Here is a 17,170-nt window from a genome sequence, read left to right on the forward strand (position 1 = left end):
CTCTCCGGCCGCATCCGCGACACTCCCGTACGGGAGGGGTCGTACCCGCCGCGGCGGCGGGCATGCCAGGTCGTCAGGGGTGTGGCTGTGGTCGGCGGCAGCAGCCCCGCGCCGTCCGGGCGCCGGGCGAGGCGCCGGGCCGCCCCTATCGGCCCCACCGCGTGGGAGGCGGAGGGGCCGATGCCGACCGCGTACGGATCATCGCGCTGAGCGCCGTCAGGGCACCTCCGGGCTGCGGTACTCGCTCGTCGCGTCGATGAGCCAGCGGGCCAGGTAGTCGGCGAACGAGGAGCGTGGGAACAGCCGGTACGTCGGCGCGTCGTCGACCTGCCAGAGGACCACCGCGACGGGGCCGACCGTGGTGGACACCGCCCGGCCGGGGGCGAAGGCCCGGGGGTGCAGGTCCAGCGGGCAGCCCTTCTCCAGCACCTGCCGGGCGGACGGGCCGCTCAGCTCCAGCGTGGTGCGGTTCGCCGAGACGTCCACGACCGAGCCCCGGTCGCCGTCGAGTGCCTCCCGCAACTCGGCGGTCACCATGGCCGGTTCGGCCTGGGACAGTACGAGCCATTCGTCGGGGCCGAGCCAGACGACCGTGTGGGGGCCGGCCGAGGTGGTGTGGCCGCACCGGCGCGGGAGCCGTGCCCCGAGGGTCTTCTCGATGCGGTCGGCTGCCGCGGAAGCGGGGGCGACGCGCAGGTTCACCATGGTGACGAACGGCCACTCGGTCAGCGTGACGCCGCGGGCGCCGGTGACCGCGGCGGCGCGCATCCGCTCCGCCAGGTGTGCCAGGGGGCTCACCCGTGCGTCGAACGTCGGCTCAGCCATCTCGCTTGGTCCCTTCGGGGTCGTAGAGGACGAAGTCGGTCACCTCGACGGGCACCAGGTCCTCGCCCACGGGAGCGAGCAGGGTCTCGCCGATCCTCGCCCGTCCGTCGGCGACGAGGGCGAGGGCGAAGGGGCGGCCGAGGGCCGGGCTGTGGTAGCTGGAGGTGACGTGCCCGAGCATCGGCACCGGCCCCGCCTCGGGGGTGACCGGCACGTGCGGCGCGACGAGTTGGGTGCCCTCGGGCAGCCGGGTCGTGCGGTCGCTCGGCAGCAGTCCGACGAGTTGCTTGCGGTCGGTGCGGGAGGTGTCGGCGCGGGCGAAGGACCGCTTTCCGATGAAGTCCTTCTGCCGGGAGACCACCCAGGACATGCCCGCGTCCTGCGGGGTGACGGTGCCGTCGGTGTCCTGGCCGACGATGATGTACCCCTTCTCGGCCCGCAGGACGTGCATGGTCTCGGTGCCGTACGGGGTGATGCCGTACGGCTGTCCGGCCTCGTGGACCTGCTCCCAGACGGCCAGGCCGTACCAGGCGGAGACGTTGATCTCGTAGGCGAGTTCACCGGAGAAGGAGATCCGGCAGACACGGGCCGGGATGCCGCAGGCCAGGGTGGTCTCGCGGAAGGCCATGAAGGGGAACGCCTCGGCGGACAGGTCGAGGTCGGGCGCGAGCCGGGCGACGACCTGGCGCGACTGCGGGCCCACGACGGCGATCGTCGCCCACTGCTCGGTCACCGAGGTGCAGTGCACGTCGAGTTCGGGCCATTCGGTCTGCAGCCACTCCTCCAGCCAGTCCAGCACTCCGGCGGCGCCTCCGGTCGTGGTGGTCATGAAGTAGCGGTTGTCGTCGAGGCGCAGGGTGACACCGTCGTCGAAGATCATGCCGTCGGGCTTGCACATGACCCCGTAGCGGGCCATGCCGGGCTTCAGCTTCTTGAAGGCGTTGGTGTAGACGCGGTTGAGGAACTCGCCCGCGTCCGCGCCCCAGATCTCGATCTTGCCGAGGGTGGAGGCGTCCATGAACGCCACGCCCTCGCGGGCCGCCCGGCACTCGCGGGCCACGGCCGTGTCCATGTCCTCACCGGGCCGCGGGTAGTACCAGGGGCGCTTCCACTGCCCGACGTCCTCGAACTCGGCGCCGTGTGCCACGTGCCAGCTGTGGAGGGAGGTGGTGCGCTCCGGGTCGAACAGCTCACCGCGCTCGCGCCCGGCGAGGGCGGCGAAGGCGATCGGCGTGTACGGCGCCCGGTAGGCCGTGGTGCCGATCTCGCCGGGTGACGCGCCGGCACCGAGCGCCTCGGCGATCACGCCGATCGCGTTGACGCCGGACGTCTTGCCCTGGTCGTTGGCCGTACCGAGCGAGGTGTAGCGCTTGACGTGCTCCACGCCGCGCATACCGGCGCCGGTGGAGCGCCAGACGTCGGCGACGGTCACGTCGCGCTGGAGGTCGACGAAGTGGGTGTCCCAGGTGGCGGGTTCGCCGTCGGGGGCGGGGACCAGCCACAGGGCACGCGTCGGGCCGGTGGGCCGGGCATCGCCGGGCGACGGTACGGCGACGGGGAACCCGGCGTCGGCCGCGGCCCGCGCACCCGCCCGTGCCCCTTCGGCCAGGCAGCCGTCGAGGTCGTACGTCCCGCGGACCGCGCCGGCGACCTGCTGGTCGCGTACGGTGCCGTCGGGGACGAAGGCGACCAGGTCCTCGTCCCAGCGCAGCCGGCCCTGGCGCTGGCTGTGCAGGTGCACCACGGGGCTCCAGCCGCCCGAGACGGCGAGCAGGTCGCAGTCGAACGGTTGTGGTGCACCGGTGAGCCGGCCGTCGGTGCCGAGGGCCTGGACGGTGACGCCGGTCAGCCGTCCGTCGCCCGCGGTGTCGATCACCGCGCTGCCCGTCAGCACCCGCACGCCGGTGGCGAGCGCGGTCTCGGCGGCCCGGGGGGAGAGCTCGGGCCGCGCGTCCACGACGGCGGCGATGTCGATGCCAGCGGCGTGGAGGTCGGCGACCGTGTCATAGGCACTGTCGTTGGTCGTGCCGACCACGGCCCGCGAGCCCGGGACGACCGCGTAGCGGTTGACGTACGAGCGCACGGCTCCGGCGAGCATCACACCGGGCCGGTCGTTGCCGGCGAAGACGAGGGGACGCTCGTGCGCGCCGGTCGCGAGGACGACCTGGCGGGCGCGGATGTGCCACAGCCGTTGGCGGGAGACGCCCTCAGGAGCGGCAGTTCCGAGGTGGTCGGTGCGCCGCTGGAGCGCCAACAGGTAGTTGTCGTCGTACGACCCGAACGCCGTGGTCCGTTGCAGGACGACGACCTCGGGGGCGGCGTCGAGTGCCGCGCGCACGTCGGCGACCCACTCCGAAGCGGTCTGTGCGCCGACCCGCTCGGTGCGCCCGGAGAGCAGCGAACCGCCGGGCTCGGGCTGGTCGTCGACGAGGATCACGCGGGCACCGGAGCCGGCGGCAGCGGTGGCGGCGGCCAGCCCGGCCGGTCCGGCGCCGACGACCAGGACGTCGGTGTGGACGTACTTCTTGTCGTAGCGGGCGGGGTCGGGGGTCGGGTCGAGCCGGCCCATGCCGGACAGCGTCGTGGCGGACAGGCCGTCGTACAGTTCCACGGTGGTGGCCGGGAGCATGCCCTCCGAGCACGGGCCGGCGAGCTGCAGCAGGGCGTTGGGTTCCTCGGCTCCTGCGGCGACGATGCCGCGCGGGCGGCCGCGGTAGAGCGACGGGGCGACCTGGGTGAGGCCGTTGGCCAGCATGGCCGAGGCGACGGTGTCTCCGGGGTGCCCGGTCAGCTCCCGTCCGTCGACGGTGAAGCGCAGTTCGGTGCCGCGGTCGATGCGGCCCCCTCGGCGGAGCCGGAAGTGCTGGTCGGTCATCGGTTCCCTCCGGCCTGGGGCAGTTCGGGGCGGGGCTCGTCGAGCCGGTAGACGGCGAGCACCTCGTAGGTCACGGTGTCGCGCAGGACGTTGAACCAGCGGCGGCAGCCGGTGCTGTGCACCCATCGCTCGGCGAAGGGACCCCTGGGGTTGTCGCGGTAGAAGACGTACTCGGCCCACTGCTCGTCGGTGAGGTCCGCGGGGTTCTCGGGGTGGGCGACGTGGGCCTGTCCCCCGTAGTGGTACTCGGTCTCGTCACGGGGACCGCACCATGGGCAGCTGATCAGCAACACGCTGTCCTCCTCAGTGGGCCACGGCTGCCGCGCCGTGTTCGTCGATCAACGCGCCCGTCGTGAAGCGTTCGAGGGCGAAGGGGGCGTTCAGCGGGTGCGGCTCGCCGGTGGCGATGGTGTGCGCGAAGGTCCAGCCGGCGGCTGGGGTGGCCTTGAACCCGCCGGTGCCCCAGCCGCAGTTGACGTAGAGGTTCTCGACAGGGGTGCGGCCGATGATCGGGGAGGCGTCCGGGGTGACGTCGACGATGCCGCCCCAGGTCCGCAGCACATGCGCGCGGGCGAAGACCGGGAAGAGTTCGACCGCGGCGGCCATCTGCTGCTCGATCACATGGAAGGAGCCGCGCTGGCCGTAGCCGTTGTACGCGTCGACACCCGCGCCCATCACCAGTTCGCCCTTGTGCGCCTGGGAGACGTAGACGTGCACGTGGTTCGACATGACCACGGTCGGGTGCACCGGCTCGTGCAGTTCGGAGACCAGGGCCTGCAGCGGATGCGACTGCACGGGCAGCCGGAAGCCGGCCCGCTGGGCCAGCAGGCTGCTGTGCCCGGCCGCCGCGAGGCCGACCCGGCCGGTGAGGATGCGGCCGCGGTTGGTCTCGACGCCCACCACCCGGTCGCCGTCCTTGAGGAAGCCGGTGACCTCGCAGCCCTGGATCAGGTCCACGCCCAGCTCGTCGGCCCGGCGGGCCAGCGCCCAGGCGACGTGGTCGTGCTTGGCGATGCCGGCCCGCGGCTGGAAGGTGCCGCCGAGGACCGGATACCGGGTGCGGGTCGAGACGTTGAGGATGGGGCAGACCTCGGCGACCTCGTCCGGCCCCAGCCACTGGGCGTCGACTCCGTTGAGGCGGTTGGCGCCCACGCGGCGCATGCCCTCGCGGACGTCCTGGAGGGTGTGCGCGAGGTTGAGGACGCCACGCTGGCTGAACAGGAAATCGTAGTCCAGTTCCGCCGGGAGCCCCTCCCACAGCTTGAGCGCGTGCTCGTAGATCGCCGCGCTCTCGTCCCAGAGGTAGTTGGAGCGGATGATCGTGGTGTTGCGGGCCATGTTGCCGCCGGCCAGCCAGCCCTTCTCCAGGACGGCGACGCTGGTGATGCCGTGGTTCTTGGCGAGGTAGTAGGCGGTGGCCAGGCCGTGGCCTCCCGCGCCGACGATCACGACGTCGTACGAGGAGCGCGGCTCGGGGTTGCGCCACAGGAAGTCCGGGTGCTCCGGCAGCGGCTCGGTGGTCATGCCGCGTCTCCGTTCAGGTGGGGGTAGAGGGGGAAGGCGGCGGCGAGTTTCCCGACCCGGGCGCGCAGTTCGTCGTCGGGCTGTTCGCCCTTCAGCGCCTCGGCGATGATGTCGGCGACCTCCCGGAACTCCGCCTCGCCGAAGCCGCGGGTGGCCAGGGCCGGGGTGCCGATCCGCAGTCCTGACGACACCATCGGCGGGCGGGGGTCGAAGGGCACCGCGTTGCGGTTGACGGTGATGCCGATGCGGTGCAGCCGGTCCTCGGCCTGCCGTCCGTCGAGCGCGGAGCCGCGAAGATCGACGAGGACCAGGTGGACTTCGGTGCCGCCGGTCAGCACCGTGATCCCGGCCTCGGCCACGTCGTCGGCCAGCAGTCGTCCGGCGAGGATGCGGGCGCCGTCCAGGGTGCGCTGCTGGCGTTCCTTGAACTCCTTGCCCGCCGCCACCTTGAAGGCCACCGCCTTCGCCGCGATGACGTGCTCCAGCGGGCCGCCCTGCTGGCCCGGGAAGACCGCGGAGTTGATCTTCTTGGCGAGGCCGGCGCGGCTGAGGATCACGCCGCCGCGCGGGCCGCCGAGGGTCTTGTGGGTGGTGGTCGTCACGACGTCGGCGTACGGCACCGGGCTGGGGTGCAGGCCCGCGGCCACCAGGCCGGCGAAGTGTGCCATGTCGACCAGCAGGTACGCGCCCACCGCGTCGGCGATCCGGCGGAACGCGGCGAAGTCCAGCCGCCGGGAGTAGGCGGACCAGCCGGCGACGATCATCCTGGGCCGGTGGGCGAGAGCGAGCTGCTCGACCTCGTCCATGTCGATGCGCATGTCGGACTCGCGCACGTGGTACGGCACGACGCTGTACAGCTTGCCGGAGTAGTTGACGCGCATGCCGTGGGTGAGGTGCCCACCGTGGGCCAGGTCCAGGCCCAGGATCGTGTCGCCGGGCTCCAGCAGGGCGAACATCGCGGCCGCGTTGGCCTGGGCGCCGGAGTGCGGCTGCACGTTCGCGGCCTCTGCGCCGAACAGTTCCTTCACCCGGGCCACGGCCAGCCGCTCGACGACGTCGACGTGTTCGCAGCCGCCGTAGTAGCGGCGGCCCGGGTAGCCCTCGGCGTACTTGTTGGTCAGCACCGAGCCCTGGGCCTCCATCACGGCGGCCGGGGCGAAGTTCTCCGAGGCGATCATCTCGAGGGTCGACTGCTGGCGGCGCAGCTCGGCGTCCACGGCGGCGGCGACGTCCGGGTCGAGTGTGCCGAGCGGGAGGGAGAGAGGGGAGGCGAACGTGCTGATCGACGGGTTCGTTGCCATCTGCGCACCATCCTGACAGCCAACTAATGAGCAACTGATATATTAGCCTCTGCGCTAAGGTATGGGAGCTCGCTGGACAGGTCAAGGGGACATCGATGCAGCAATGGGCGACCGAGACGGGAAGCGAGGAGCTGTCCCTCGCCGAACGCGCCTACCGCGCCATCCGCGACCGGCTGGTCATGCTGGAGATCCGCCCCGGCGCACCGATCAACGAGGAGCAGCTGGGCCAGTCCCTCGGCGTCGGCCGGACGCCGGTGCGCGAGGCGCTCAAGCGGCTTCAGTACGAGCGCCTGATCACGACCTACCCGCGACGCGGGACCTTCGCCACCGACGTCAACATCACCGACCTGGCCCACATCTCCGAGGTGCGGCAGGAGCTGGAGCCCCTGGCCGCAGCCCAGGCCGCCCGGCGCGCCACGGCCACGGACCGCGCGGCCCTGACGGCCCTGCGGGGAGAGCTGGCGGGCGGGGACGTCCGTGCGCACGAGGCCGCCGAGCTCATGCGCCTGGACCTGCGGGTCCATCGCGCGATCTACGCCGCCACGCACAACCCGTACCTGGAGGACACCCTCGTCCGCCACGACAACCTGGCCACGCGTATCTGGTGCCTGTTCGTCGACCGGCTGTCCGACATGGCCGGCCACGTCGAGGAGCACGTACCGCTGATCGAGGCGATCGTGGGCGGCGAGGCGGACAGGGCGGCGGAGCTCGCCCGCAGCCATGTCGAGGGCTTCGAACGGGCCGTTCGCGAGGCCATCTGAGACGCCCGTCCGGCCGGACCCACCCCGTCGCCGGCCGGGCGTCAGCGCAGCACGGCGCCCCGAAGACCGTCGCGGCGCAGCCGGGTCCGCCCCGCCGGCCAGGACCACCGGTGCGGGGCGGCGTCGCCCTCGGGAAGCTGGGCGATCATGTGGCGGACGCGGCGTTCGATCGTGACCCGAAGGGGCTCAGCCGGGGGTCACCGGCTCCTCCTGCGGCCACCTTCCGGTGTCTCCTTCCCGGTGACGCGCTCCGGTGGCCGGCATAAGCACCGGCTCCAGTCGGACGCGCTGCTGATCGGCGAGGTACCGCTTCAGCTCAGGGGGCCGGTAGTCGCTGTCGATGTCGTAACGGTTCTTGGCCGGCACGGACAGGAACTCGTTTCCGTCGAGTCGGCCGTCCTCGTCCGCCGCGCATCCGATGGGCCGGTGCAGCGGCCTGGCCAGTCTCCACAGTTTCGTGCGCGAGGAGTGCAGCATGCCCAGGGCGTCCGGCTCCACACGGAAGTCGCTGCTCTCTCCCGCCTTCATCTCGCTCGGCCCGACCGCGCTGAGCGCCTCGGCGTCGAACTTCAGCCCGTATCTGCGGGCTTGGCCGACCATCCACTGCAGGGTGATGTCGGACAGTCCCGTCTCCTTGTAGCCGCCGCCGACATCGCAGTGCACCCCGGCGAACCAGACCTGCTTCAGCACCTGGCCCCCGTCGGCGGCACCGGGCCGCTGGTGCCACAGTGTCGGCTGGAACGCCGAGCGCTGTTCGTCGACGGCCAGCGCGTGGAAGGCGGCCTTGACCCAGCTGCTCAGGTCGGTGTCGTGGAAGGCCCAGCGGTGGTTGAACCGGTTCACGACCGGCTGGAGCCATCGAAGGTCCGGCACGGGTACACCCAGCGCACCCACCGTGTCCCAGACCCCTATGAAGTGGATTTCGGTCTCGTGCGCGTACGTGCGGCGGAACAGCGTGGAGGCCACGCCGCTCGGCCTCTCGATCCGGTCGCGGTACAGGGCCCAGGCCTGCGGGATCCGGTCGGCCTGGTCCCGGCGCAGGATGCCGCAGTTGCGCACCAGACCCGCCAGGCTGCGGGCGGTGAACGCCCCCCGGCTGAAGCCGAACAGGAACAGCTCGTCGTCGGGCTCGTACGTCTCGACGAGGAAGCGGTACGCGTCGATGACGTTCCGGGACAGTCCCGCCCCGAACGCGCCGCCGCGCAGGCGCTCCCACCGGGAGGTACCGACGCCGCTGTGGTAATAGACGCGCTGGTCCTTCCCGCCGGCGGATCCCTGGTGCACGGACAGGGCGATCTTGGTGACGTTGGTCTTGCTCGGCTGGTCGGCGAAGTTCCATGTGCCGTCGCAGCAGACGACCAGACGCTTGGTCATGACCATCCCTCCTGGTGTGCGTGTTCGTCCCCCGGGTGCGCTCGTCGTCCGGGGCGCACCCTGTCCGTACTCGCGACCGAGCGGCTACTTCTCGTCGAAGACGAGGTCTTCCGGAGGGTGGGTGAGCTTCACGCTGTTGCCGTTGAAGACGTCGACGACGGTGCCGAATCCCGTCGACTGTCCGGTGGAGATGACGAACAGCCGGTCGTCGCGCTGCTCCAGGTACGCCCGGAAGCCGGCCAGCGAGGAACTCCCGTCATTGAGAATGAGGTAGTCGGCCAGCCGGCGGAAGAGCTTGGGCATCAGCACCGAATCACCGGTCAGCGAGTCCAGATCGACGTGCTTGGCTCCGCTTTGCGTCACGTCCTTCGGCCACAGCCCTTTCTGGGCGCCCCGGGCATCCACGACCGCCTCGGCCATGGCCTTGCGCAGGTCGACGAAAAGGTTGCGGTAGAAGGTCGGGTAGGCCATTCCCTCGGTCAGCTGGTGGTAGTTCACCGTCTGCTTCATCGCGGCGACGTCGACACTGACGGACTCACCGCTGTCGCCCAGATCCGGGTCGCCTCGGCCGGCCAGGGCCACACACCGCCCGTACGTGTCCGCGTTGCGCGTCAGGATGTAGCCGGGCCGGCCGTCGTGTGCGCAGTGCGTGACGATGCCTTTGAGATCGCGCTCCACGTCTTCGAAGCCCAGCCACGTGAGCAGCTCTGCCGCGGCCTGCGCGGCGAAGGGCGGGGGCTGGTGGAGCTCAGGGCCGTGGGGCGGGCGGTAGTGCGTCTCCAGGGTGTCGATCCCGTCCAGGCGCAGCTGTGCGCCGCCGGCGTGGTTGCGGTGCACGGCGCGGCCCGGCACCAGGTCCCACTCGTCCGGGTTGTGCGGGTAGAAGCGCACAGAATCTCCGTCAGGACTGGCCCCGACGATCTTGTATTGTCCCTTGATCAGCAGCATCGGCATAACTGATCTCCCTCTCCCTTGCTTTCCGGATAATCGTCTCCGGACAATCGACGAAGACCCGACAGACCTCGGCCTTCTACGGCAATCCTCCCTCTCGTCAAGGCAGGCGTCCACCGGAGACAAGTTGATCCGTCAAATAGGCCATAGGGAAAGTCGGCAACACACAACTCCCGCCTTTTTCTGTCCTGATGACGGAACATCAGGCAGTTCTCCGGATTTAAGTGTCTCTAAAAGTTGAACAGGAAGCTTCGCCTTTTTCGGACGGGAAAGAACGTGAGAAAAAGGGGGTCTATCCGCCCGGCTCCGTCGGCCGCCCACCGGAGGGCGACGCCGGACGCCCGAGCCGGCCGGACAGCACCCTCTGTGCGGCGCCCCGGCCGTCCCCAGCGGACCTCGGGTGGGCGGAATCCCTCCGTCGACAAGTCCGGCGTCAGTAGGGTGATGCGCATGAAGGCACTTTTGTTGTCTGGTGGCTCAGGTACCCGATTGCGCCCCATAACGCATACATCGGCGAAGCAACTCGTACCGGTCGCGAACAAGCCGGTGCTGTTCTACGGCCTGGAGGCGATCGCAGAGGCGGGCATCACCCAGGTCGGGATCATCGTCGGGGACACCGCCGAGGAGATCCGCGAGGCGGTCGGCGACGGTTCCGCGTTCGGCGTCGATGTCACCTACATCCCGCAGGCGGCACCGCTGGGGCTGGCCCACGCGGTACTGATCGCCCGTGAGTTCCTGGGCGAGGACGACTTCGTGATGTACCTCGGCGACAACTTCGTCGTCGGCGGCATCACCGATCTGGTGGACGCCTTCCGCAACGAGCGGCCGGAGGCACAGATCCTGCTGACGAAGGTGCCGAACCCGACCGCGTTCGGCGTGGCCGAGCTGAACGCGGCGGGCCAGGTGATCGGACTGGAGGAGAAGCCCAGGCGCCCCAAGAGCGAACTGGCGCTGGTGGGTGTGTATCTGTTCAGCCCGGCGATCCATGAGGCCGTGCGCTCGATCGAACCGTCCTGGCGCGGCGAGTTGGAGATCACGCACGCCATCCAGTGGCTGATCGACGCCGGACGTGATGTGCGCTCCACCACGATCTGCGGGTACTGGAAGGACACCGGGAACGTCACCGACATGCTGGAGGTCAACCGCTCGGTGCTGGAGAGCCTGGAGCGCCGGATCGACGGCACGGTCGACGACGCCAGCGAGATCATCGGCCGGGTGCGCATCGAACCCGGGGCCAAGGTGACCGGCAGCCGGATCGTGGGCCCGGCGGTCGTCGGCGCGAACACCGTCATCACCGACTCGTACGTCGGCCCCTTCACCTCGATCTCCGACGACTGCCGCATCGAGGACAGTGAGATCGAGTACTCGATCGTGCTGCGCGACTCGTCGCTGAGCGGTGTCCGGCGGGTGGAGGCCTCCCTCATCGGCCGCAGCGTCGAGGTCACTCCGGCGGCCCGCAAGCCCGCCGCCCACCGTTTCGTCCTCGGCGACCACAGCAAGGTGCAGATCTCCTCATGACGGCCTCCTCCGCTCCCGCGCGCCCGACCCGCATCCTGGTGACCGGTGGCGCCGGTTTCATCGGCTCCCATTACGTCCGCACGCTCCTCGGGCCGACCGGTCCCGGGGACGTGGCGGTCACGGTGCTGGACAAGCTCACCTACGCCGGCAACCCGGCCAACCTCGCCGAGGTGGCCGATCACCCGCGGTTCACCTTCGTCAAGGGCGACATCTGTGACGCCGCGCTGGTCGACGAGCTTCTCGCCGAACACGACCAGGTGGTCCACTTCGCCGCCGAGTCGCATGTGGACCGCTCGATCCTGGGCGCCGCCGAGTTCGTCCGGACCAATGTCCTGGGCACCCAGACACTGCTGGACGCGGCCCTGCGCCACAAGAGACCGCAGAGGTTCGTGCACGTCTCCACCGACGAGGTGTACGGCTCCATCGACTCCGGTTCCTGGCCGGAGACGGACCCGCTGCTGCCCAACTCCCCGTACGCCGCCTCGAAGGCCTCCAGCGACCTGATCGCCCTCGCCCACCACCGCACCCACGGCCTCGATGTGCGGGTGACCCGCTGCTCCAACAACTACGGGCACCACCAGTTCCCCGAGAAGGTCATCCCCCTGTTCATCACGAACCTGCTGGACGGCGAGAAGGTCCCGCTGTACGGCGACGGCGGCAACGTCCGCGACTGGCTGCACATCGACGACCACGTCCAGGGCATCGAGCTGGTGCGCGACAGGGGACGCGCCGGTGAGGTCTACAACATCGGCGGGGGTACCGAGTTGTCCAACAAGGAGCTGACCGCGCTGCTGCTCGACGCCTGCGGCGCGGACTGGGACACCGGTGTCGAGTACGTCGCCGACCGCAAGGGACACGACCGCCGCTACTCGGTGGACTGCGGCAAGCTGCGTGCGGAGCTGGGCTACGAGCCCCGCAAGGACTTCGCCACCGGCCTTGCGGAGACGGTCGGCTGGTATCGCGAGAACCGCGCGTGGTGGGAACCGCTGAAGGGGCGATCGACGGTCTAGTGCCGCGTCCTCATCCCGGCGGGGGCGGCCGGGAGGAAACGCCCGCCCCCCGGTCACCTTCCGACGACGAACAGGTAACCATGACCACCACTTGGCTCATCACCGGCGCCACCGGAATGCTCGGCCGGGACGTGCTGGCACGGCTGCGCCGGGACGGGGAGCGGGCCGTCGGCCTGGCCCGTGGCAGCCTCGACATCACCCACGCCGACGCGGTGCGCGACACGTTCGACGCGCACCGGCCCCGGATCGTGGTCAACTGCGCCGCCTGGACGGCCGTGGACGACGCCGAGGCGCGCGAGCCGGAGGCCCTGCGGGTCAACGGCGACGGACCCCGCCACCTCGCCGAGGCGTGCGCGAGGACGGGCGCCGGGCTGATCCAGGTCTCGACGGACTACGTGTTCGCGGGCGACGCCGCCGGCCCGTACGCCGAGGACGCCCCGACAGCACCGCGCACCGCGTACGGACGCACCAAGCTGGCCGGGGAACGGGCCGTGCTCACGGCGCTCCCCCGGACGGGGTATGTGGTGCGCACGGCCTGGCTGTACGGCGCGGGCGGCGGGAACTTCATCGACACGATGATCGGGCTCGAATCGGTGCGGGACACCGTCGACGTGGTCGACGACCAGCGCGGCCAGCCCACCTGGACGGTGGACCTCGCGGACCGGCTGGTAGGGCTCGGGCGGGCCGCCCTCGCCGGCACCGCACCCGCTGGTGTCTACCACGGCACCAGCGGTGGCGAGACGACCTGGTTCGGTCTGACCCGGGAGATCTTCCGGCTGCTCGGCGCGGACCCCGCACGTGTGCGGCCGACCACCAGCGCCGCCTTCGCGCGGCCCGCTCCCCGCCCCGCGTACAGCGTCCTGGGGCACGACCGCTGGCGTCAGGCGGGGATGGAACCGATCCGTGGATGGCGCGAGGCGCTGCGGACGGCGTTTCCGGCTCTGCTCGACCAGAAGAAAGGTTCCTCCAGGTGAACTTCAGGGTCCAGCCGACCGCGCAGGTCGACGAGACGGCCTCCGTCGGTGACGGGACGACGGTGTGGGATCTGGCCCAGATACGCGAGGACGCCCGGCTGGGCAGCGGGTGCGTCGTGGGCCGGGGAGCGTACGTCGGACCGGGCGTGCGGATCGGCGACAACGTGAAGCTCCAGAACTACGCGTTGGTCTATGAGCCGGCGGTGCTCGCCGACGGAGTGTTCGTCGGCCCGGCGGCGGTGCTCACCAACGACTACTTCCCCCGGTCGGTGGACCCGCAGGGCCGGCTGAAGCGCGGAGGCGACTGGGAGGCCGTGGCCGTGGTGGTGGGCGAGGGGGCGTCGCTGGGGGCCCGTTCGGTGTGTGTGGCGCCGGTGCGCGTCGGCCGTTGGGCGCTGGTCGCGGCGGGCGCCGTGGTGACCCGGGACGTGCCGGACTTCGCGCTCGTGGCGGGCGTTCCGGCGCGCCGGACCGGCTGGGTCGGCAGAGCCGGCGTTCGACTCGTCGAGCGGGAAGGCGAGGCCGGCGGGTGGGAGTGTCCCGAGACGGGCGCGCTGTACGACGAGAAGGACGGCGAACTCACCGAACGCGCATGACGCGTGTTTCCCGCAAAACGCAAATCTTCGAACACTTACCTGCATAACATGTGTGCGAACTGTGGAGACCAAGCACAATGAGCGCACGAACCAGTGCCCAGGGGGGGTTACCGGGTGGGGACAGCTGTGCCTGAAACGCGGAGCGGCGACCGCTCCGACGTCTGACGTCCGACGTCTTCCTTCCGTCGCCCGGCCATCCGTGCCGCGGCGATCACAAGTCTGCGCAAATGAGGACCCACAGGGGGGTTGGTGTGTCCGCACAATGACCATCACACGTCTGGCGGCGCTCGGTCGTGAGGAGCCGCAGCTACTCGCCCTCGCCCAACGGCTGCTCGCGGTCGCCGAGTCGGGGCTCCCGTCGATGCTCCTCCCCGGCGGAGAGGCCTTCACCTTCACCATGGCCGGACGGAGGGCGCCCGACGGTTCCTGGGCCCTGGAGCGGCGCGGGACCAGCACCCGGTACGCGGCCATCACCGCCCTCGGGGTGCGGTACCTGCCCGAGGACCGCCAGCGCCAGGTGCTCGGCGGGCGTACCGCCCAGGAGTTCACGGGTCTGCTGGTGGAGTCGCTGCCCGCGGTGACCAACCTCGGCGACGCCGCGCTCATCGCCTGGGCCGCCGCCGAGACCGGGCACCCCAAGCTGTCCGACGCCGTCGCCCGGGTCGAGGCCCTGGACGACGACGGCCGGCCGCAGTACACCGTCGAGGCGGCGTGGGTGCTGTCCGCCCTCGCGGCGGCCCGGAGCACAGTCGATGTGGAGAGACGTTTCACCACGGCACGCGACCGTCTGCTGCGGGCCCGTGTCGGGAACAGCCCGCTGTTCCCGCACGCCACCGGACCGGGCCTGCTGCCCTGGTACCGGGAGCACGTGAGCTGCTTCGCCGACCAGACCTACCCGCTCCAGGCCCTGGCCCGCGCACACGCCTGCGGCGACGCGGGCGGCGATCCCGAGGCGCTGGCCGCGGCCGAGGCCTGTGCGGCGCGCATCTGCGAGCTGCAGGGGGACGGCGGGCAGTGGTGGTGGCACTACGACGCCCGCACCGGCGGTGTCGTGGAGGGCTACCCGGTCTACAGCGTCCACCAGCACGCGATGGCGCCGACCGCTCTGTTCGATCTCGCCGACGCCGGCGGCACCGACTTCGGCGCGTCGATCCGCAAGGGCCTGCGCTGGATGACGGACGTGCCCGAACTGGCCGCCCGTCCGGCGGACCGGGAGCCGCTGATCCTCGACGCACTCGGCGCCACCTGGCGCAAGGTGTACCGGGGCGACCCGAAGAAGGCCGTACGCGCCGTGCGGGGACTCGGCACCCGCGTCGCTCCGAACCTCCGGCTGAAGGCCCTGGACCGGCTGTACCGCCCGGTGTCCGTGGACCGCGAATGCCGGCCGTACGAGTTCGGCTGGATGCTCCACGCCTGGCAGGGGGGCCGCGGATGAGCGGGCGTCAGTCTCTCTTCGGGGTCGAGCTGGACGCCCTGACCATGGACGAGGCCGTGCAGCGCTGCCTCGCGGCGGTGCGGGACGGCAGACAGCTCGAGATCGGTGTGGTCAACGCCGCGAAGCTGGTGAACATGCGGCGCGACCACCGCCTCGCGCAGGCCGTGGCCGGCTGCGATCTCGTCCTCGCCGACGGACAGGCGGTGGTCTGGGCCGGCCGGGTGTTACGCGCCCCGCTTCCGGAACGGGTGGCCGGCATCGACCTGTTCCTGCGGCTGCTGGCCGAGGCGGAATCGGCCGGCATGCCCGTGTACTTCCTCGGCGCCAGGCAGGAGGTGCTGGAGCAGATGCTGCGCCGGGTGGCCGAGCGCTTCCCCCGGCTGAAGGTGGCCGGCAGCCGCAACGGCTACTTCGAGGACGCACAGCAGGAAGCCATAGCGGGCGCGATCGCACGAAGCGGCGCCCAGCTGCTGTTTCTTGGCATGACCTCACCAAAGAAGGAGATCTTCACCGCCGCCTACGGCGCACGGACCGGCGCCCGGGTCGTGCACGGCGTCGGCGGCTCCTTCGACATCCTGGCCGGCGTCACCAGACGGGCCCCCGCATCCTGGCAGCGGTGGGGACTCGAATGGCTCTACCGCGCGCTGCAGGAGCCGCGCCGCCTGGGCCGGCGCTATCTCACCACCAACGCTGCCTTCGTCCTCATGACGGCGCGCGAGTTCATCCGGCTCACCCCGCCGCCCGCTTCCGCGAACAGGAGTCACTGATGCACGTCGTCGTGGTCGGACAGGGATACGTCGGCCTGCCGCTGGCCATCCGCGCCGCCGAGGTCGGACACGAGGTGATCGGCTTCGACGTCGACTCCCGGCGGATCAAGAGCCTTGCCGCAGGCGAGTCCTTCGTCGAGGACGTCTCCTGCGAGCGGATCCGCGCCGCACTGGACGACGGTTCCTATCGGCCGAGCGAGTCCGCCCGCGACTGCGGCGGCTTCGACGTCGCCGTGGTCACCGTCCCCACCCCGTTGCACGAGGGCACCCCCGACCTGCGCTACATCAAGGAATCCGCGGTCACCCTCGCCCGCTACCTGCGCCCCGGGGCCACCGTCGTCCTGGAGTCGACCACCTATCCCGGCACCACCCAGGAGTTGTTCGCCCCGATCCTCGAAGAGGGCTCCGGTCTCACCGCGGGCACGGACTTCCACCTCGGCTACAGCCCGGAGCGGATCGACCCGGGAAACGCCGTCTGGGGCTTCCAGCAGACCCCGAAGGTCGTCTCCGGTGTCAACGAAGCGTCACGCAAGACCGTTCAGGACTTCTACGCGCAGCTCGTCGACACCACGGTGCCGGTGAGCTCGCCCAAGGAGGCCGAACTCGCCAAGCTCCTGGAGAACACCTTCCGCCATGTGAACATCGCGCTGGTCAACGAGATCGCGATGTTCGCCCACCACCTCGACATCGACGTCTGGCAGGCCATCGACGCCGCCGCCACCAAGCCCTTCGGCTTCATGAGGTTCACACCCGGACCGGGCGTCGGCGGCCACTGCCTGCCCATCGACCCTTCGTACCTGTCCTGGAGGGTGCAGCGCGAACTCGGCCAGAGCTTCCGCTTCGTCGAGCTGGCCAACGACATCAACAACCACATGCCCGAGTACGTGGCGCGCCGCATCGGGGACCTGTTCAACGAAAGACGCCGTTCCGTGAACGGCTCGCGGATCCTGCTGCTCGGACTGGCGTACAAGAAGAACACCGGCGACGCCCGCGAGTCGCCCGCCCTGCGCATCTCCCAACTCCTGCTGGACATGGGCGCCCAGGTCAGGGCGGCCGACCCGCACGTCGTAGAGAGCCTGCCGGTGGACACCCGGCTGGTACGGGTCGAACCGGTGCCGGAGGAACTGAGCGCCGCCGATGTGGTGGTGCTCCTCACCGACCACGACAGCTTCGACTACGAACTCATCGCCGAGCACGCCCCCTTCGTCCTCGACTGCCGTCGGCGGCTGCCGGCCGGACCCACGATCGAGGTGCTCTGA

At 70.7% G+C, this 17,170-nt stretch carries 15 protein-coding genes; 8 read left to right on the forward strand and 7 right to left on the reverse strand.

Features of this window, described 5'->3' with window-relative positions:
- Positions 1–216: 216 nt before the first annotated feature.
- From IO33_RS0116485 to glyA, 5 genes are read right to left on the reverse strand one after another with little or no spacing between them, the layout of a single operon-like run.
- Positions 217–825: a sarcosine oxidase subunit gamma gene (locus IO33_RS0116485; protein WP_031165393.1), complete on the reverse strand. Its 609-nt coding sequence runs from the start codon at positions 823–825 to the stop codon at positions 217–219.
- Complete coding sequence (locus IO33_RS0116490) at positions 818–3,700, reverse strand: sarcosine oxidase subunit alpha family protein (protein WP_031165395.1); 2,883 nt, start codon at positions 3,698–3,700, stop codon at positions 818–820. The genes IO33_RS0116485 and IO33_RS0116490 overlap by 8 nt, the downstream gene beginning before the upstream one ends.
- Positions 3,697–3,993: a sarcosine oxidase subunit delta gene (locus IO33_RS0116495; RefSeq protein ID WP_031165397.1), complete on the reverse strand. Its 297-nt coding sequence runs from the start codon at positions 3,991–3,993 to the stop codon at positions 3,697–3,699. The genes IO33_RS0116490 and IO33_RS0116495 overlap by 4 nt, the downstream gene beginning before the upstream one ends.
- A gap of 10 nt (positions 3,994–4,003) precedes the next feature.
- Positions 4,004–5,224, reverse strand: a complete 1,221-nt coding sequence (locus tag IO33_RS0116500; RefSeq protein ID WP_031165399.1) for a sarcosine oxidase subunit beta family protein — start codon at positions 5,222–5,224, stop codon at positions 4,004–4,006.
- Positions 5,221–6,525, reverse strand: a complete 1,305-nt coding sequence (gene glyA, locus IO33_RS0116505; protein WP_031165401.1) for a serine hydroxymethyltransferase — start codon at positions 6,523–6,525, stop codon at positions 5,221–5,223. The genes IO33_RS0116500 and glyA overlap by 4 nt, the downstream gene beginning before the upstream one ends.
- A gap of 95 nt (positions 6,526–6,620) precedes the next feature.
- On the opposite strand from glyA, the gene IO33_RS0116510 reads away from it, so the two are divergent.
- On the forward strand, positions 6,621–7,286 hold the full coding sequence (locus IO33_RS0116510; protein WP_031165403.1) for a GntR family transcriptional regulator: 666 nt from the start codon (positions 6,621–6,623) through the stop codon (positions 7,284–7,286).
- A gap of 186 nt (positions 7,287–7,472) precedes the next feature.
- Here the strand turns inward: IO33_RS0116510 and IO33_RS0116520 are convergent, their stop codons facing one another.
- On the reverse strand, positions 7,473–8,660 hold the full coding sequence (locus IO33_RS0116520; RefSeq protein WP_051926823.1) for a DUF2235 domain-containing protein: 1,188 nt from the start codon (positions 8,658–8,660) through the stop codon (positions 7,473–7,475).
- A gap of 84 nt (positions 8,661–8,744) precedes the next feature.
- Complete coding sequence (locus IO33_RS0116525; protein ID WP_031165406.1) at positions 8,745–9,614, reverse strand: hypothetical protein; 870 nt, start codon at positions 9,612–9,614, stop codon at positions 8,745–8,747.
- Between the two features lie 447 nt (positions 9,615–10,061).
- Here IO33_RS0116525 and IO33_RS0116530 point away from each other — a divergent pair, with 447 nt between their 5' ends.
- The 7 genes from IO33_RS0116530 (at position 10,062) to IO33_RS0116560 (ending at position 17,170) form a co-directional block, all read left to right on the forward strand.
- Entirely contained in the window at positions 10,062–11,129 is a 1,068-nt protein-coding gene (locus IO33_RS0116530) for a glucose-1-phosphate thymidylyltransferase (protein WP_031165407.1), read from the forward strand.
- Positions 11,126–12,139, forward strand: a complete 1,014-nt coding sequence (gene rfbB / locus IO33_RS0116535) for a dTDP-glucose 4,6-dehydratase (RefSeq protein WP_031165408.1) — start codon at positions 11,126–11,128, stop codon at positions 12,137–12,139. The genes IO33_RS0116530 and rfbB overlap by 4 nt, the downstream gene beginning before the upstream one ends.
- Before the next feature lie 80 nt (positions 12,140–12,219).
- Positions 12,220–13,113, forward strand: coding sequence for a dTDP-4-dehydrorhamnose reductase (rfbD, locus tag IO33_RS0116540; RefSeq protein WP_031165409.1), 894 nt, complete (start codon positions 12,220–12,222; stop codon positions 13,111–13,113).
- Positions 13,110–13,709, forward strand: coding sequence for an acyltransferase (locus tag IO33_RS0116545; protein ID WP_031165410.1), 600 nt, complete (start codon positions 13,110–13,112; stop codon positions 13,707–13,709). Before rfbD ends, IO33_RS0116545 begins: the two co-directional genes overlap by 4 nt.
- A 262-nt stretch (positions 13,710–13,971) precedes the next feature.
- Positions 13,972–15,144, forward strand: a complete 1,173-nt coding sequence (locus tag IO33_RS0116550) for a hypothetical protein (protein ID WP_031165411.1) — start codon at positions 13,972–13,974, stop codon at positions 15,142–15,144.
- Positions 15,141–15,911, forward strand: a complete 771-nt coding sequence (locus IO33_RS0116555; RefSeq protein WP_031165412.1) for a WecB/TagA/CpsF family glycosyltransferase — start codon at positions 15,141–15,143, stop codon at positions 15,909–15,911. The genes IO33_RS0116550 and IO33_RS0116555 overlap by 4 nt, the downstream gene beginning before the upstream one ends.
- Entirely contained in the window at positions 15,911–17,170 is a 1,260-nt protein-coding gene (locus tag IO33_RS0116560) for a nucleotide sugar dehydrogenase (RefSeq protein ID WP_031165413.1), read from the forward strand. Before IO33_RS0116555 ends, IO33_RS0116560 begins: the two co-directional genes overlap by 1 nt.

This window comes from Streptomyces durhamensis, assembly GCF_000725475.1.
GTDB classification, from domain to species: Bacteria; Actinomycetota; Actinomycetes; order Streptomycetales; family Streptomycetaceae; genus Streptomyces; species Streptomyces filipinensis.

Bases quoted from the DNA above. Each gene is read 5' to 3' on its own strand.
- IO33_RS0116485 (WP_031165393.1), bottom strand. From the start codon at position 825: ATGGCTGAGCCGACGTTCGACGCACGGGTGAGCCCCCTGGCACACCTG.
- IO33_RS0116490 (WP_031165395.1), bottom strand. From the start codon at position 3,700: ATGACCGACCAGCACTTCCGGCTCCGCCGAGGGGGCCGCATCGACCGC.
- IO33_RS0116500 (WP_031165399.1), bottom strand. From the start codon at position 5,224: ATGACCACCGAGCCGCTGCCGGAGCACCCGGACTTCCTGTGGCGCAAC.
- glyA (WP_031165401.1), bottom strand. From the start codon at position 6,525: ATGGCAACGAACCCGTCGATCAGCACGTTCGCCTCCCCTCTCTCCCTC.
- IO33_RS0116510 (WP_031165403.1), top strand. From the start codon at position 6,621: ATGCAGCAATGGGCGACCGAGACGGGAAGCGAGGAGCTGTCCCTCGCC.
- IO33_RS0116520 (WP_051926823.1), bottom strand. From the start codon at position 8,660: ATGACCAAGCGTCTGGTCGTCTGCTGCGACGGCACATGGAACTTCGCC.
- IO33_RS0116525 (WP_031165406.1), bottom strand. From the start codon at position 9,614: ATGCCGATGCTGCTGATCAAGGGACAATACAAGATCGTCGGGGCCAGT.
- IO33_RS0116530 (WP_031165407.1), top strand. From the start codon at position 10,062: ATGAAGGCACTTTTGTTGTCTGGTGGCTCAGGTACCCGATTGCGCCCC.
- rfbB (WP_031165408.1), top strand. From the start codon at position 11,126: ATGACGGCCTCCTCCGCTCCCGCGCGCCCGACCCGCATCCTGGTGACC.
- rfbD (WP_031165409.1), top strand. From the start codon at position 12,220: ATGACCACCACTTGGCTCATCACCGGCGCCACCGGAATGCTCGGCCGG.
- IO33_RS0116550 (WP_031165411.1), top strand. From the start codon at position 13,972: ATGACCATCACACGTCTGGCGGCGCTCGGTCGTGAGGAGCCGCAGCTA.
- IO33_RS0116555 (WP_031165412.1), top strand. From the start codon at position 15,141: ATGAGCGGGCGTCAGTCTCTCTTCGGGGTCGAGCTGGACGCCCTGACC.
- IO33_RS0116560 (WP_031165413.1), top strand. From the start codon at position 15,911: ATGCACGTCGTCGTGGTCGGACAGGGATACGTCGGCCTGCCGCTGGCC.